The organism is Rhodococcus sp. IEGM 1409 (genome assembly GCF_030056735.1).
Lineage (GTDB): Bacteria > Actinomycetota > Actinomycetes > Mycobacteriales > Mycobacteriaceae > Rhodococcus_F.
In genome coordinates this window covers 456,920-472,480 of sequence record NZ_JASHKN010000002.1, presented here as the reverse complement: position 1 = coordinate 472,480, position 15,561 = coordinate 456,920, and the positions used below count along the sequence as shown (strand labels likewise).

Genomic DNA, 15,561 nt, shown 5'->3' with positions numbered 1-15,561 from the left:
CTAGCGGGATGCCTCACAGATGAAGGCCGACGCCGATCGTCCGATCCGAACGATCACGACGCTCAGTGCGAGCGAGCCTTTCAGCTTGAGCCGTGGACGCAGCACTGCCGGGTCGACGTCGACTCCCCGCACCAGGATTTCGACGACACCGCAGTCCCGCTTGGCCAGCGTCTGCTTGAGCAGTTTCTCCGAGTACTTGATCTGCTCGAGGATCCGGAATCCGCGAACGCCCTCAGGGACCCGGTCACCGGTCAGATAGGCGATCCGCGGATCCAGCTGCCACAGACCGTGTCTGGCCGCGTAGTGGCGCACGAGGCCCGCGCGTACTACTGCTCCGTCCGGGTCGACGATCCACTCCCCCGGCGCCTGCTCCGGGATGACGTCGTCCTCGGCGTCGGTGATCGACCAACCGCTCCCGTCGGAGCGAAGCACCGAAGCTCGACGCGTGATGCCGGATGCGGCCAGCCCTGAAGACCACAGGCAGGCCTCCTTGACACCGCCGTCGAGCGAGACGACCTCGACTTCGCCGTCCCAGCCGAGATTGTCGAAATCGAGTCCGGGAGCGCACTTCACGGCGAGATCACGGCCGGAGTACGCCTCGATGAGATCTGGTAACGGCGGCATCAGCGCTGCGGGATCATGAGTGCGGCGACCACCCGATCGCCGGGCGGGGTCCGCCAGTACGACGGTTTCGCGTGTCGTCGGGCGGAGTGCATCGGCCCGCAACAATGCTGCGCTCGGCACATTGCGCTGCGCCATCGCCAAACGAACGGAATCGATGTCGCTGCCGATCACGCGATGCGCAACGCCGGTCAATGCGTGCAGTTCGGCGCCGATGGAGCACGTCACGTCGTGGACGTCGCGCCCGATCAGACGCTGCGCACGGTGCGCCGCGACAACGCCAGGAGTGGCTTGTTGCATCGCGTCGTCCGTGAACAACCATTGATCACTGCCCGGCAGTTTGGCGGTCGCCTTACGTCGAAGCAGGACGGTGTCCACGAGCGCGGGCATGTGATCACCGAAACGCGTACGCGCCCGGCCGATGTCGGCCAGACGCGTACGCGTGGACAGCTCGAGCTGATCCACCTCGGCCAAGGCCGCTACGCCGGAATCACTTCCGAGATAATCGACGTCGCCGAGGGTGAAGTCATAGCCCAATTCAGTTGCCGGGCTTCACGCCGGTGATCATGACGTTGTAGAAGAATCCGCGAGGAACGACGTGGCGAAGTACGTTCTCGTCGACCCAGCTGAGCGTCTTCCAACCACCGAAAGCAAAACGCCCCCAGCCCCAGCCGAGCTTCTCCGGCGGAACAGCCGCCTCGAAGGTACGGACAGGCCAGCCGAGGAGAGCCGCGGCGAACTCCTCGGTGGCAGCGTGGACCTGATCGGCGCCGGCGGACTTCGCCATGTTCTCGAGGTCCGTGGGGTCGAAGGTGTGAATGTCGACGACGGCTTCGAGAGCTGCTGCACGAGAAGACTCGTCGAGCTCCTCCTGCGGGCGACGCCAGTCTGCGAGGAACGGCAGCCTGGTCACGCGTGTGGTTGCTTCCCACGTCGCGCGGCCGAGCCAGCGAGCGTAGAAGTTGCCGACAGTGGTGGGCTCACCGGCAAAGACGAAACGGCCGCCGGGCTTGAGAACACGAAGGACCTCACGCAGCGACTTCTCGACGTCCGGAATATGGTGCAGCACGGCGTGGCCGACAACCAGGTCGAAGGTGTTGTCCTCGTACGGAATGGTCTCGGCGTCGGCTACACGGCCGTCGACCGGCAGGCCCAGGCTTTCGGCATTACGCAGTGCGACCTTGACCATGCCGGGCGAGAGGTCGGTGACCGAACCGGTTTTGGCGACTCCACCCTGCATCAGGTTGAGGAGGAAGAATCCGGTGCCGCAACCCAGTTCGAGGGCGCGCTCGTACGGGAGCGGTTGGTCGCCCGCGACGGCGTCGAAACGACCACGTGCGTAGTCGATGCAGCGCTCGTCGTACGAGATGGACCACTTGTCGTCGTAGGTTTCGGCTTCCCAGTCGTGGTAGAGCACCTGGGCGAGCTTGGTGTCCTTACGAGCGGCCTCGACCTCTTCGGCCGTGGCGTGCGGCCGCGGCGCGGGGTCGACTACCGAGGTGTCGGTAGCGGCGGGCGGCGTGACGGTTGCGTCGTCATTCGGGCTGGCTGTCATGGCGGCTATCCTACTCGCTGGTAAGAGATGAACAAGTTCTAGTTTAGGGGAGCCTACTCGCCCGTGAACTCGGCCTTGCCCGGACCGTTGGCGATGAACGACTCCATGCCGATCGTCTGATCCTTGGTCGCGAACAATCCGGCGAACAGATGTTGCTCGATCTTCAGACCGGATTCCACGTCGGTGTTCAGACCCTCGTCGATGGCCGCCTTGGCAGCAGCCAACGCGCGCGACGCGCCCCCGACGAACTGCGAGGCCCACGTGCGGGCTGCGGTGTACACGTCGTCGGGAGCGACGACCTCGTCGACCAACCCGATGGCCAACGCCTCGTCAGCCCCGACGAAACGGCCGGTGAATACCAGATCCTTGGCCTTGGCCGGACCGATCAGACGAGCCAGGCGCTGCGTTCCGCCGCCACCGGGAATGATTCCGAGCAGAATCTCCGGAACTCCGAGCTTGGCATTGTCTCCGACGATCCGGCGATCGGCCGACAGTGCAACTTCGAGTCCGCCACCGAGTGCGTATCCGGTAATCGCGGCAACGGTGGGCTTCGGGATGGACGCCACGGCGCCGAGTCCTGCCTGCATGCCGCCGATCGCGTCACGGATCTGGCCGTAGTCCATCTCGGCCATTTCCTTGACGTCAGCGCCGGCAGCAAAGACCTTCTCCCCGCCGTAGACGATGACGGCCTTGACCGCCTTGTCGACGGTCGCAGCGTGTGCGGCAGCGGCCAACTCGTCCTGAACCTGACGGTTCAGTGCGTTCATGGGCGGGCGCGCCAGACGGATGGTGCCGATGCCTTCGGAAACTTCGAGAGTCACAAATTCAGCCATGATCGAGAGGCTACTTTGCCGCCTTGATCGACCACGGATGCGGTCCGGCCGTGTAGTAGCCGTCCTGGTTCGGGAATTCCACGCGCAGGGTTTCCTCGTCGGTGATCAGCGTAGGCAGGATGACGGGGATCTCCGGCTCGGCTGCGAGTATCTCCGCCACCGAGCTGAACTTGGCCAATTCGGTCAGCTGACTCCACGTCGGCGGCAAGAGGATGCTGCCACCCTCCCGCCAGTGCGCCAGCGCGTCCCGCGGGCTCTGCCAACGAACCTCGGCGGCCTCGGAGGTGACTCCGTCTGCAATCTGTCCGGTCGGTGACGCTGCGACGAAGAAGCGTGTGTCGTAGCGGCGGGTCTCGCCCACCGGCGTGATCCAGTTCGCCCACGGCCGCAGCAGATCTGTTCGCAGGACCAGGTTCTCCTTGTTCAGGAAATCGCTGAACGACAGCTCGTGCTTTTCGAGGGCAACCCGGTCGTGCGCGTAGCCGGCCGTGTCGGCCACGACGGTGTCCGCGGTCGGTCCGGCGAGCAGGACGCCGCACTCCTCGAACGTTTCCCGTACCGCAGCCAAGACGAGGGCCTTCGCCCGAGCCACATCCGTGCTGAACCGCTCGGCCCACCACTCGACCGACGGGCCGGCCCACTCGACCTCGGCCGTCGCGTCGGACTTGTCGACGCCGCCGCCGGGGAAGACCGTCATGCCCCCGGCAAAGGCCATCCCCTGCACTCGCTGAAGCAGGAAGATCTCGATACCGGATTCGGCATCGCGCACCAAGATGACGGTCGACGCATCTTTGGGCTCGGGGACAGCACGTGCATTCTCGTTAGCCATGCTTCGCGAACCTACGCGATCTGTGATCTGGGCCGCATTTCAGGTCCCACTGAAGCTCACGCGCGATGAGCTCCGGACGGCCTCGCGCGGCGCGCGAAGTATCGGCCGTCCGCCTTGTCGAGGCTGATGGACTGGCTGAATGCCGTGCTCAGATTTTCGGCGGTGATGACGTCGTCCAGAAGACCCTGGGAGACAACCTCACCTTCCTTGAGAAGGAGTGCGTGAGTGAACCCCGGCGGGATTTCCTCGACGTGATGGGTGATCAGAACGGTTGCCGGGGCGTCCGGATCGGCAGCCAGTTCGGCGAGCCTGGCCACAAGTTCCTCTCGGCCCCCGAGATCGAGGCCGGCTGCCGGCTCGTCCAGAAGAAGAAGTTCGGGATCGGTCATCAAGGCTCGCGCGATGAGGACGCGCTTGCGCTCGCCTTCGGAAAGCGTCCCGTACGTCCGATCCGCCAGGTGCTCGGCGCCGAGGCTTTCGAGCATCTCCACAGCGCGCGAGGTGTCCATGGATTCGTACTCCTCACGCCACCGCCCGAGAACGGCGTAGCCCGCCGACACGACGAGATCGCTGACCTTCTCGTCGCCGGGAACGCGGTTCGCCAGCGACGACGAGGACAACCCGATTCGGGGACGCAACTCGTTGACGTCGACCTTGCCGAGAACTTCACCGAGGAGGTGGGCAGAACCACTGGTCGGGAAAGTTTCACCGGCCGCTATTCGCAGCAGCGACGTCTTGCCGGCGCCGTTGGGTCCGAGCACCACCCATCGCTCGTCGAGCTCCACTTTCCAGGTGACCGGACCCACGAGAGTGGACCCTCCCCGGCGGATGAGTACGTTGTCGAAATCGATGAGCAGATCTGGATCAGGTAGCGGCACCCGAACATCTTCCCGCACATTCTCCGGCCGTTCACGGCAGGATCATCTTGCGTGTCGCCTCTCATCGAAACTCACACCCCGACGCCCGGGTCTCCGTTCCCCCTCGGCGCCCACATCGTGGACTCCGGAACTCAGTTCGCGGTCCACGCACCGGCCGCGTCGAGCGTCCACATCTGCCTGATCGACCAGGGCGGAAACGAAGATCGCGTCGAACTCCGGCAACACACGTACGGAATCTGGCACGGAGTCATCGCCGGGGTCGGTGCGGGGCAGCGATACGGAATTCGGGCGAGCGGCCCGTGGAATCCGCGCGCCGGGCTGAGACTGAATCCACACAAGCTGCTCGTCGATCCGTGGGCGCGCCGCATCGAGGGGGATCTCGGCGATCACCGTGCCCTCCTGTCGTACGCCGAGGATCCCTTCGGCGACCCGTCGACGCTCGACTCGCTCGGCCACGTGCCACTGTCCGTGGTGACCCCAGGCCTCGCGCCCGCCTGCGCCCGCCTCGAGACGCCGTGGGAGGAAAGCGTGATCTACGAGCTGCATGTGGGCGCATACACCGCCACGCATCCAGGAGTTCCCGCAGCCCACCGCGGAACGTACCTCGGTCTGACCGCGCCGGCCGTTATCGATCATCTCGTCTCACTCGGCGTCACTGCCGTGGAACTGCTTCCCGTGCAGGCGTTTCTGACCGAACACAGCGTCCGCGAGCGAGGGATGCGCAACCACTGGGGATACTCGACGGCGTCGTACTTCGCCCCGCATCCCGGATACGCGGCAACGCCGGGCGGCGAAGTCACCGAGTTCCGGATCATGGTCGACGCACTTCACTCGGCAGGAATCGAGGTCATCCTCGACGTCGTCTACAACCACACCTGCGAGCAGAGCGTCGAAGGAATCAGCGTCAGCTGGCGAGGTTTGGACGGCCCCGGCTACTACCTTCTCGACGGCGACGGCCGCGACATCGATCTGACCGGGTGTGGCAACACGGTCGACGCCTGCTCCCCCATCGCCGTCCGCATGATCACCGACAGCCTCCGTTACTGGGCCACCGAAATGGGTGTCGACGGCTTTCGATTCGATCTCGCGAGCGCGTTGGGTCGGCCGCGCGGCGGCGGTTTCGATCAGCGCGCGTCCATCCTGTCGGCCATCTCCTCCGATCCGGTACTGACGCGGCGCAAGCTCATCGCCGAACCGTGGGATGCGACTGCCGACGGTTACCAGGTCGGAAACTTCGGACTCCAGTGGTCCGAATGGAACGACAAGTACCGCAGCACCATTCGCCAGTTCTGGAACGGCGGCTCCAGCGTCCGGAAGGTCGCGTCGCGCCTCGCCGGTTCCGAGGATATCTTTGCCGGCAGCGGCCGTCGCCCCTGGGCATCGATCAACTTCGTCACGGCGCACGACGGGTTCACTGCTGCCGATCTGGTCGCCTACAACCACAAGCACAACGAGGCCAACGGGGAAGACAATCGTGACGGCGCCGATCACAACGATTCGTTCAACCACGGAATCGAAGGCCCGAGCACCGATCCCGAGATTCAGGACGCCAGGGCGCGCCACGTACGGGCGCTGCTGGCCACGCTCGTGCTGTCGACAGGTACACCGATGCTCACCGCCGGTGACGAGTTCGGCCACAGCCTGGGCGGGAACAACAACGCGTATTGTGTTCCCGCACTTGCCTCCCCCGCCCAGTCGTGGGCACTGGACTGGACGAGCGCCGATCAGTCGCTGGTGCGATTCGTCTCCCGAGCGCTCGGACTACGCCGAGCGGCACCGGCATTGCGTCAGCCCGAATTCTTCGAAGGCAGACGAAGACTGGAACACCCGGACCTCGTTTGGTTCGACGCTGCCGGCATCGAGTTCGACGACACTGCGTGGTACGACGAGACTCACCGAACCCTGCAGGCCTGGATCGACGGCGCCGACGTTCGGTCTCACACGCGGACCGGGCGCCCTCTCGGTGACGACAGTTGGCTCCTGATCCTGCATTCCGGCGGATCGGCTCAGGTCACCGTCGGAACTCCGGAATGGTTCGACGGCACCTTGACTGCCTCATTCGATTCGGCGTCACCGACCGGAGAACCTGCCTCGACCGCGGAAGTTCCCGTCGGCACCGAGATTTCGTTGACCGGACCCACGGTCTTGGCCTTACGTTCGGTGTCACGTCCGCCGGTAAGCGCTGCGGTCATGGAATCCGGCAGCACCTTGATCAGGAATTGAATGGTCGGTCCGATTCCGAAGGCGTACAGCACGGTTCCGACGCCAACGGTTCCACCGAGAAGCCATCCGGTAGCGAGGACCGCGATTTCGATGCTGGTACGCACAAGCCTGACCGACAGGCCGGTGCGCGCGACCAATCCGGTCATCAATCCGTCGCGAGGACCCGGCCCCATGCCGGCGCCGATGTAGAGAACGCTAGCCAGTCCGTTGAGGAGGATTCCCCCGACCATGATGGCAGCGCGAACTGGCATGAAATCGAAGACCGGCAAGAAGGCCAGTGAAGTATCCACCGAGATGGCAATCACCACCACATTGGCGACCGTGCCGAATCCCGGCCGCTGACGGATCGGAATCCAGAGCAGCAGCACCGCAGCACCGGTAATTGCAGTGATCACGCCGAAACTGAGCGAAACGTGCTCTGCCACACCCTGATGAAACACATCCCACGGATCGAGGCCGAGACCTGCTGTGATCATCATGGCCATCGAGAACCCGTACAACCACAGACCGACGAATAGCGAGGCAAATCTCCGTATCAACACTCGACCATCCTGAAGGCCACTGGACTGTTCATCCATAGCCAAGATGCCGATACTGGACTGGTTGGTTGAGTCTCTACGGAACCGCGATGACTGTCATGGAACCTGGTGCCACTTCCGTGAACCCCGCATCACGAACCGCGACGGCCTCCGACTTCTTCAATCGCGCCACTGCGTCGGCCCACTGTTTCGGACTTGCGTCGCGGACCGAGCAGCGAAAGTCGTTGTGCGCCCAGGTCCAGCATTGTTCCTCTGACATGGCCGCTGCCAACAACATCGAGGCATGCCCGACCTGTGCCGACGCCTTGCCTACCGTCATCTCGAGCGCCGAGTCGATCCACAGCACCGGCAGACCGGGCTCCGGCGGGCCAGGCTCGTCGTGCTCGAGATCGGTGCCACCGATCTGCAACTTCTTGATTCTCGGGTCCAGTTCTCCGACCGGCCCGGGAACCAGAGCCCGCGCCTGGGCACCATCCACGTCGACGGTGATGCCCGGCACCTCCTGCGTGGCAAGCCACTGAGCACCTCGCGCTCGACGAGACACCTTCCGGATCCGGGCACCCACCCAGGCTGAATAGTCCTCGTGCCACGGGCCTGGTTCCCCGTCTTCGGTGAACCCGACGCGTTCGTCCAGGCACAGCGCCACTGCCGCGGTTGCCGCAGCCTCGAGCAGTGCAGTGCGCTTCGGCGGGTCTGCCTTCGGAATGTGGAGAATGATCGGCATCGCCAACACCAGCGCCGGATCCGCAGGATCGTCTTGCCCACCGTACCCAGCGGCCAACACCGCGTGACGCTCGCGCCAGCCGGCGTCGGGGCCGGACATCAGTGCGGGCTCGGAGCTGACTGCTGGATCGGAACTGACTGCTGAATCGGAACTCATGGAATCGGTACGCGTCGTACGCCACCGTCGACGGCGTCTGCCGCCTCGACCTCGTCGCGAGTCACACCGAGAATGAACAGCACCGCATCGAGGAAGGGATGCGACAGAGCCGCATCCGCGACCTCTCGCAGTGCAGGCTTGGCATTGAACGCCACACCCAGGCCCGCGGCGTTGAGCATGTCGATGTCGTTGGCACCGTCACCGACGGCGACGGTCTGTTCCATCGGCACACCGACCTGGTCGGCGAACTTGCGCAGCGCTACGGCCTTTGCGGCGCGGTCCACGATCTCACCGATCACACGACCGGTCAGCTTGCCGTCGACGATCTCGAGGGTGTTGGCGTGTACGAAGTCCAGTTCGAGTTCATGCGCGAGGCCCTCGATGACCTGACGAAAGCCACCGGACACGACTCCGCAGTGGAATCCGAGACGGCGCAGGGTACGAATGGTGGTGCGCGCACCCGGCGTCAGTTCGATGCTCTCTGCCACCTCGTCGATGACTGAGGCGTCGAGACCGGCGAGTGTGGCAACCCGCTGGTGCAGTGATTCGGTGAAGTCGATCTCGCCGCGCATCGCAGCTTCGGTGACGGCGCGGACCTCGTCTTCGACGCCGGCCTTCGCGGCCAGCATCTCGATGACCTCGCCCTGTACGAGCGTCGAGTCCACGTCGAACACGATCAGACGCTTGGCCCGGCGAGCGAGACCTGCCCGCTCGACTGCGATGTCGACGTTCTCGAGAGCAGCGACCTCGGCGAGTCCGGTGCGCAGCTTCGCGTCGCCGTCGACAGTATCCGCCGCACTGACGCTGAGTTCCAGACCGGTGACGGGATAATCGGCGACACCACGGATGGAATCGATGTTGGCGCCCTGCTTCGCGAGTTCGCGTGCAACCGATCGCATAGCGCGAGCATTGACCGGGCTGCCGAGAACAACTACCGCGTGGGTGGACACCGCCGGCCGTCCGGGATCGGCACCGATTTCGATGTCGACGTTCATTCCGACCGTCGCCATCGCCTGTTCGAGTTCTTCCTGAAGCGCTTCGGGATCGTTCGGGCAGGCCACCATGACTCCGAGTGTCAGTCGACCTCGAATCACCACCTGCTCCACGTCGAGAAGACGCACATCGTGCCGCGACAGCGCCGCGAACAGTACCGAGGTGACGCCAGGGCGGTCCGGCCCGGTCACAGTCACCAGAACAGTGGTGTCAGAGGCACCCACCGAAAACTCCGATCGTTTCTTCGTTCGCGTCTTTATCGTCACTATTGTGCCAAGCGAAAGGCCCCACCCGTTACTCGGGCGGGGCCTTCGCTGGTCACTTCAGTGTGTTACTTCGTTCAGGAGCGGCTGTCGGTGCCGGGGTCGCCTTCGTCCCCGACTGTCAGCGGCTCGTGACGAGCATCTTCGAGCACGGTGCTGGCATTCTTCCCACCGTGGCCCGGGCCGACGTGCGCTTCCGCGCGCATCCGCTCAACCATGTGCGGGTAATGCAGTTCGAACGCCGGACGCTCGCTACGGATGCGCGGCAACTCGGTGAAGTTGTGACGCGGCGGCGGGCAGGTTGTTGCCCACTCCAGCGAGTTTCCGTAGCCCCATGGATCGTCGACGGTGACAACTTCGCCGTAGCGGTAACTCTTGAAGACGTTCCAGATGAACGGAAGCGTCGAGGCACCGAGTACGAAGGCGAAGATCGTGGACACCGAGTTCAGAACCGTGAATCCGTCCGAGGGCAGGTAGTCGGCGTAACGGCGCGGCATGCCTTCGGCACCGAGCCAGTGCTGCACGAGGAACGTGCCGTGGAAACCGACGAACGTGGTCCAGAAGTGCCACTTACCGAGGCGCTCGTCCATCATGCGACCGGTCATCTTCGGGAACCAGAAGTAGATACCGGCGTACGTGGCGAACACGACCGTGCCGAAGACCACGTAGTGGAAGTGGGCGACGACGAAGTAGCTGTCCGTGACGTGGAAGTCGAGCGGCGGGCTCGCGAGGATGACACCCGACAGACCACCGAAGAGGAAGGTGATCAGGAAGCCGATCGAGAACAGCATCGGCGATTCGAAGGTCAATTGCCCCTTCCACATCGTTCCGATCCAGTTGAAGATCTTCACACCTGTCGGCACGGCGATCAGGAACGTCATGAACGAGAAGTACGGCAGGAGAACAGCGCCGGTTGCGTACATGTGGTGAGCCCACACCGCGATCGACAGAGCGGCGATGGCCAGCGTTGCGTAAACCAGGCCGCTGTAGCCGAAGATCGGCTTACGGCTGAAGACCGGGAAGATCTCCGAGACGATGCCGAAGAACGGCAGCGCGATGATGTACACCTCGGGGTGACCGAAGAACCAGAACAGGTGCTGCCACAGGAGCACACCGCCTGTCGCCGGGTCGAAGATGTGTCCACCGAGATGGCGGTCGACGAACAGGCCCATGAATGCAGCGGTCAGCAGCGGGAACGCCAGCAGGATCAGGATGCTGGTGATGAAGATGTTCCAGGTGAAGATCGGCATGCGGAACATGGTCATACCGGGCGCGCGCAGGCAGATCACGGTGGTGACCATGTTGACGCCACCGAGGATGGTGCCGAGGCCGGCGACAGCCAGACCCAAGACCCACAGGTCGGCGCCGACGCCGGGGCTGTGCAGCGCGCTGGTGAGCGGCGTGTATGCCGTCCAACCGAAGTCTGCTGCGCCACCGGGCGTGACGAATCCGGCCGTCGTGATGATCGCGCCGAACAGGTACAGCCAGTAGCTGAACGCGTTCAGACGCGGGAACGCAACGTCGGGCGCACCGATCTGGAGCGGAAGAATGTAGTTCGCGAAGCCGAAGACGATCGGGGTCGCGTACAGCAGCAGCATGATCGTGCCGTGCATGGTGAACAGCTGGTTGAACTGTTCATTGGAAAGGAATTGCATGCCGGGTACAGCAAGTTCGGCACGCATCATCAGTGCCATGAGGCCACCGATGAGGAAGAAGGCGATGGAAGTCGCCAAGTACATGATTCCGAGCACCTTGGGATCGGTGGTCGTGATCATCTTGAAAATGAATGAGCCCTTGGGTCCCTGCCGCGGCGGGTAAGGCCTGGCCGGCGCTATCGTGGGGACTGGCTGGGGCGCTACGGCAGTCACTGATCCTCCTGAATGTGCCTTTGGTCGCTCCGCAGACTCCGTTACAGAGCCCTTGGTTGCGCCCGCAGGGTCCGTCGCCCGGGCTGCGGACAACGGCTTCTGGCTTGCGCTCATCGAATCGTAGACCGTGACTCCGAGGCACCGCGACCCGGTCCTACTCTGCGTCGTACTCGAGCATCCGTTTTTCGGGGAACCGAACGAACGACCTGCGGTTTATGTTCCCTGGGGAGTCCGAACCCACTTCCGAATCGGCGTGTCGCACCCGTCGAAGATCTCGGCCGGTGTCCGTTTTCGGCCAACTCCTTCACTGATAAGGTCACCCTCACCTAACTCATCTCAGGAGTCAATCAGTGAAATTCTTTCCCCGCCGTGCCGCGCTGGTAGCGGTCGCAGCCTCGATCGCCTTGGTCGTTCCGGCCTGCTCGAGCAACGACGAGCCGGCTGCAAGCACCACCTCGACCGAGTCGGGTGCATTCCCCCGCACCATCGAACACTTCCGCGGAAGCACCGAAATCCCGGCTGCACCCCAGCGGATCGTCGCGCTCGACAACAGCTTCACCGACGCCGTCCTTCTCCTCGAATCCCCGCTCGTCGGCTATGTCGACTACCGCGAACCTGGCCTGCCCGACTACCTCGGATCCTCCCGGGAGGAATTCGCCGCGGACGCCGTCTCGGTCGGCACGGTCAGCAGCGCAAGCCTGGAGAAGATTGCAGCACTGCAGCCCGACCTCATCATCTCCGCCGAGGTCCGCGACGGGAAGAACTACGAACAGCTGTCAGCGATCGCACCGACCGTCTTCACCCAGACGACCGGCCCGACGTGGAAGGACAACATTCGCCTGGTCGGTGAAGCGCTGGGCAAGGAGTCTTTGGCCGAGTCGAAGATCACCACGTACGAAACCCGAGCGGCCACCGTCGGCAAGGAAATCAACGAGAAGGCCAACAACCCGGTCATCTCGGTGGTCCGGTTCGCCGGTGAACCGACCGCACGCCTCTACCGCACCACCTCGTTCAGCGGCATCGTTCTTCAGGACGCAGGACTGAAGCGCCCGGACAATCAGGGACCCGACCCCGCCGACGCCGGCAACATCATGATGAAGATCAGCCCCGAGCTGATCAACGAGGCCGACGCGGACGTCATCTTCATCAGCACCTGGCAGGACGCCGAGGGCAAGAGCGCCGAAGCTGCGAAGCCGTTCCTCGAGAGCCCGCTGTGGCAGACCCTTCGAGGACGCAAGGTAGACGTGGACGATTCACGTTGGATGTCGCCGGTCAGCATCCAAGGCGCGCACATGATCCTCGACGACCTCTCGGACACGTTCGAGGTGGACAAGCAGAACAGCTGAGTCGAGCAGCTAACCTGAACGGCGCCCGCTCACACAGGAAGCCGTCGACTTGTCTGTTCTCTCACGCACGACCGCCCGCACGTCCATTCGTCGTGTCTCGATCCTGGGGATCGCCGCCACGATGCTCGTTCTCGGCGGGTGCTCGTCCGACTCGTCGGACGAGCCCGCGAGCACCATCGTCCGGACCACCACGTCGATCGCCGGTGCCGGTGTGATGGGCATCGAACGCGACACAGCCGCCGCGTGCCCCACGCCGACGCAGGCCGACCCGGGCGCTGGTCCCGATGTGAAGCGTCGAGTCGTGCACACCGCGGGCGAAACCGAGGTTCCTTCCGATCCCCAACGGATCGTGGTCCTCGACAGCGTCTCGATGGACGCCGTGTGTGCCCTCGGACTGTGGGAGCGCGTAGTGGGCGCTGCGACCGGCGTCGACTCGCCTCAACCGTCGTACCTCGGTTTCGGCATCTCGGAGATTCCGAGTGTCGGCCCCGTGAGCGCACCTGACGTCAACGCCGTGAAGTCCGCCGCGCCGGACTTGATCCTCGGGTCGAGTCCGGCGTCCGACGGTTTGTACGTGCAACTCGGCGCCATCGCGCCCACCGTGTTCGCCGGCTCCGATCCTGTGTACTGGAAAGCGCAGTTCGCGCTCGCCGGTCAGGCACTGGGCCGCTCGTCAGCGGCTGCTGCGGAACTCGATCGATACCAGCAGGACGTCGTGCAACTCGGCGACGCATTGAATGCATCACAGACGCAGGCATCAGTGGTTCGGTTCGGTTCGAAGGACCTGCAGATCGAGGGTCCCGCGTCCTTCGCCGGACAGATCCTCAGCGACGTCGGCGTCCGGCGCCCACCGGCACAGCGATTGACCGATGCGACCACAGCACCGATTCCGGCCGACGATCTCAGCGCAGCAGAAGGCGACTTGATCTACGTCCTCTTCGACGGGCCGAACGGCCGTACCTACGGCACCGAGATCATGAAGAGCGACCAGTGGCAGGACCTCGCTGCCGCCACCGACCGGCGTGCGTTCGTGGCGGAGGATGAAATCTGGAACGGAAACGGGATGACCGCCGCCCGGGCCGTATTGGCGGACCTGAAGGGAACCTTGAACGGATATGCGAGCTGACCGGAACGAACCACTACTCCCACACTCGAGGCGGCTCGCCACAACTGTGATGTTCGGTTTCTGACCATGCCGATCCCCGAATTCATTGTCGCCCTGCGCGAGAAGGTCGGTCATGCGCCGCTCTGGCTGTCCGGAGTGAGCGTCGTGATCCGCGACGACGACGGCCGGGTCCTGCTCACCCGCCGAGCCGACAACGGTCAATGGGCCGTCGTGTCCGGCGTTCTCGAGCCCGGCGAGGAACCGTCGTCGGCGGCGGTGCGGGAGGCGAAGGAAGAAACCGGAGTCGACGCCGAATTGATTCGGATCACGAGTGTTGATGTCACAGAGCCCATTACGTACCCCAACGGCGACGTGACTCAGTACTTGGACGTGTGCTTCCTGGCCAAGTGGACCGGCGGAGAAGCGCATGTGGCGGACGACGAAAACCTCGAGGTCGCGTGGTTCGCGCCGGACGAACTGCCTTCGGACATGACGGAAACCTCGCGGCTACGCCTCGCAAAAGCGTTGCAGGACAAGCCGGAAGCCTGGTTTCTGCGCTAGTCCGCTCCCCCAAATACCACCGAAGCCCGATTCCTGCGTGTGCAGGAGTCGGGCTTCGTTTGATATAGGCGCTCTAGAAGTCCCAGTCGTCGTCTTCGGTGTTGACGGCCTTGCCGATGACGTAGGAGCTACCTGAGCCGGAGAAGAAGTCGTGATTCTCGTCCGCATTCGGTGAAAGTGCCGACAGGATAGCCGGATTGACGTCCGTCTCGTCCTTCGGGAAGAGGCCTTCGTAGCCGAGGTTGTTGAGTGCCTTGTTGGCGTTGTAGCGCAGGAACTTCTTGACGTCCTCGGTCAGACCGACGCCGTCGTAGAGGTCCTGCGTGTAGTCGACCTCGTTCTCGTAGAGCTCGAAGAGCAACTCGAACGTGTAGTTCTTGAGCTCTTCACGCTCGGCCTCGGTGAGCTGTTCGAGGCCCTTTTGGTACTTGTAGCCGATGTAGTACCCGTGCACGGCCTCGTCGCGGATGATGAGGCGGATAAGGTCTGCGGTGTTGGTGAGCTTGGCTCGCGAGGACCAGTACATCGGCAGGTAGAAGCCGGAGTAGAAGAGAAAGCTCTCGAGGAGCGTCGAGGCGACCTTGCGCTTGAGCGGCGATTCACCGTTGTAGTAGTCGAGAACGATCTGCGCCTTGCGCTGCAGGTTGGGGTTCTCCTCCGACCAGCGGAACGCGTCGTCGATGTCCGGGGTGGAGCACAGCGTCGAGAAGATAGAGCTGTAGCTCTTGGCGTGCACCGATTCCATGAAGGCGATGTTGGTGTAGACCGCTTCTTCGTGGGGAGTGATTGCGTCGGGGATGAGGCTGACTGCGCCGACGGTTCCCTGAATGGTGTCGAGCAACGTCAGACCCGTGAAGACACGCATCGTGAGCTGCTGCTCCTGCGCGGTCAGCGTTCCCCAGGATGGGATGTCGTTGGAGACCGGCACCTTTTCGGGCAGCCAGAAGTTGCTGACGAGGCGATCCCACACCTCGGCGTCCTTCTCGTCCTGGACGCGGTTCCAGTTGATGGCGGAAACGCGACTGACCAGCTTGACCATTAGTTCCTCACTTCGTTCGGTTGTGCGC

13 protein-coding genes and 1 pseudogene are annotated in these 15,561 nt (G+C 63.8%); 4 read left to right on the top strand and 10 right to left on the bottom strand.

Going from position 1 to position 15,561, the window contains the following annotated elements; translation table 11 throughout:
* Genes QM716_RS08180 through QM716_RS08160 form a run of 5 tightly spaced genes read right to left on the bottom strand, consistent with a single transcriptional unit; the run spans position 1 to position 4,716 of the window.
* On the bottom strand, positions 1–1,158 hold the full coding sequence (locus tag QM716_RS08180) for a THUMP-like domain-containing protein (protein ID WP_283303682.1): 1,158 nt from the start codon (positions 1,156–1,158) through the stop codon (positions 1–3).
* A gap of 1 nt (position 1,159) precedes the next feature.
* Positions 1,160–2,176, bottom strand: a complete 1,017-nt coding sequence (locus QM716_RS08175; RefSeq protein WP_283303681.1) for a class I SAM-dependent methyltransferase — start codon at positions 2,174–2,176, stop codon at positions 1,160–1,162.
* 53 nt (positions 2,177–2,229) lie between these two features.
* Positions 2,230–3,009 carry an enoyl-CoA hydratase/isomerase family protein gene (locus QM716_RS08170; protein ID WP_283303680.1) on the bottom strand — a complete coding sequence of 260 codons (780 nt, stop codon included), beginning with the start codon at positions 3,007–3,009 and terminating at the stop codon, positions 2,230–2,232.
* Positions 3,010–3,019: 10 nt separating this feature from the next.
* Positions 3,020–3,838 (bottom strand): NUDIX hydrolase, encoded by an 819-nt coding sequence (locus QM716_RS08165; protein WP_283303679.1) that lies wholly within the window; start codon positions 3,836–3,838, stop codon positions 3,020–3,022.
* A 56-nt stretch (positions 3,839–3,894) separates the two neighbouring features.
* Positions 3,895–4,716: an ABC transporter ATP-binding protein gene (locus QM716_RS08160; RefSeq protein ID WP_283303678.1), complete on the bottom strand. Its 822-nt coding sequence runs from the start codon at positions 4,714–4,716 to the stop codon at positions 3,895–3,897.
* A 51-nt stretch (positions 4,717–4,767) separates the two neighbouring features.
* Here QM716_RS08160 and glgX point away from each other — a divergent pair.
* Positions 4,768–6,810: pseudogene (gene glgX, locus QM716_RS08155) on the top strand (glycogen debranching protein GlgX); the annotation flags it as partial.
* Here the strand turns inward: glgX and yczE are convergent.
* The 4 genes from yczE to ctaD form a co-directional block, all read right to left on the bottom strand.
* The gene (gene yczE / locus QM716_RS29240) at positions 6,723–7,517 is read right to left on the bottom strand and encodes a membrane protein YczE (protein WP_349307346.1); all 795 of its coding nucleotides are present in this window, start codon (positions 7,515–7,517) and stop codon (positions 6,723–6,725) included. The pseudogene glgX and the gene yczE overlap by 88 nt on opposite strands.
* A gap of 37 nt (positions 7,518–7,554) precedes the next feature.
* Complete coding sequence (locus QM716_RS08150) at positions 7,555–8,301, bottom strand: peptidyl-tRNA hydrolase (protein WP_283303979.1); 747 nt, start codon at positions 8,299–8,301, stop codon at positions 7,555–7,557.
* Between the two features lie 53 nt (positions 8,302–8,354).
* On the bottom strand, positions 8,355–9,575 hold the full coding sequence (serB, locus tag QM716_RS08145) for a phosphoserine phosphatase SerB (protein WP_020969288.1): 1,221 nt from the start codon (positions 9,573–9,575) through the stop codon (positions 8,355–8,357).
* A 116-nt stretch (positions 9,576–9,691) separates the two neighbouring features.
* Positions 9,692–11,482, bottom strand: a complete 1,791-nt coding sequence (gene ctaD, locus QM716_RS08140) for an aa3-type cytochrome oxidase subunit I (protein ID WP_020907234.1) — start codon at positions 11,480–11,482, stop codon at positions 9,692–9,694.
* Positions 11,483–11,832: 350 nt separating this feature from the next.
* Here ctaD and QM716_RS08135 point away from each other — a divergent pair, with 350 nt between their 5' ends.
* The 3 genes from QM716_RS08135 to QM716_RS08125 all read left to right on the top strand — a co-directional run bounded on the left by QM716_RS08135 (position 11,833) and on the right by QM716_RS08125 (position 14,494).
* The gene (locus QM716_RS08135; protein ID WP_283303676.1) at positions 11,833–12,828 is read left to right on the top strand and encodes an ABC transporter substrate-binding protein; all 996 of its coding nucleotides are present in this window, start codon (positions 11,833–11,835) and stop codon (positions 12,826–12,828) included.
* Between the two features lie 49 nt (positions 12,829–12,877).
* Positions 12,878–13,954, top strand: coding sequence for an iron-siderophore ABC transporter substrate-binding protein (locus tag QM716_RS08130; protein WP_502941982.1), 1,077 nt, complete (start codon positions 12,878–12,880; stop codon positions 13,952–13,954).
* 66 nt (positions 13,955–14,020) lie between these two features.
* Entirely contained in the window at positions 14,021–14,494 is a 474-nt protein-coding gene (locus tag QM716_RS08125) for an NUDIX hydrolase (protein ID WP_283303675.1), read from the top strand.
* Positions 14,495–14,567: 73 nt separating this feature from the next.
* Here QM716_RS08125 and nrdF read toward each other — a convergent pair whose 3' ends face one another.
* The gene (gene nrdF / locus QM716_RS08120) at positions 14,568–15,533 is read right to left on the bottom strand and encodes a class 1b ribonucleoside-diphosphate reductase subunit beta (RefSeq protein WP_003944744.1); all 966 of its coding nucleotides are present in this window, start codon (positions 15,531–15,533) and stop codon (positions 14,568–14,570) included.
* Positions 15,534–15,561: the final 28 nt, after the last annotated feature.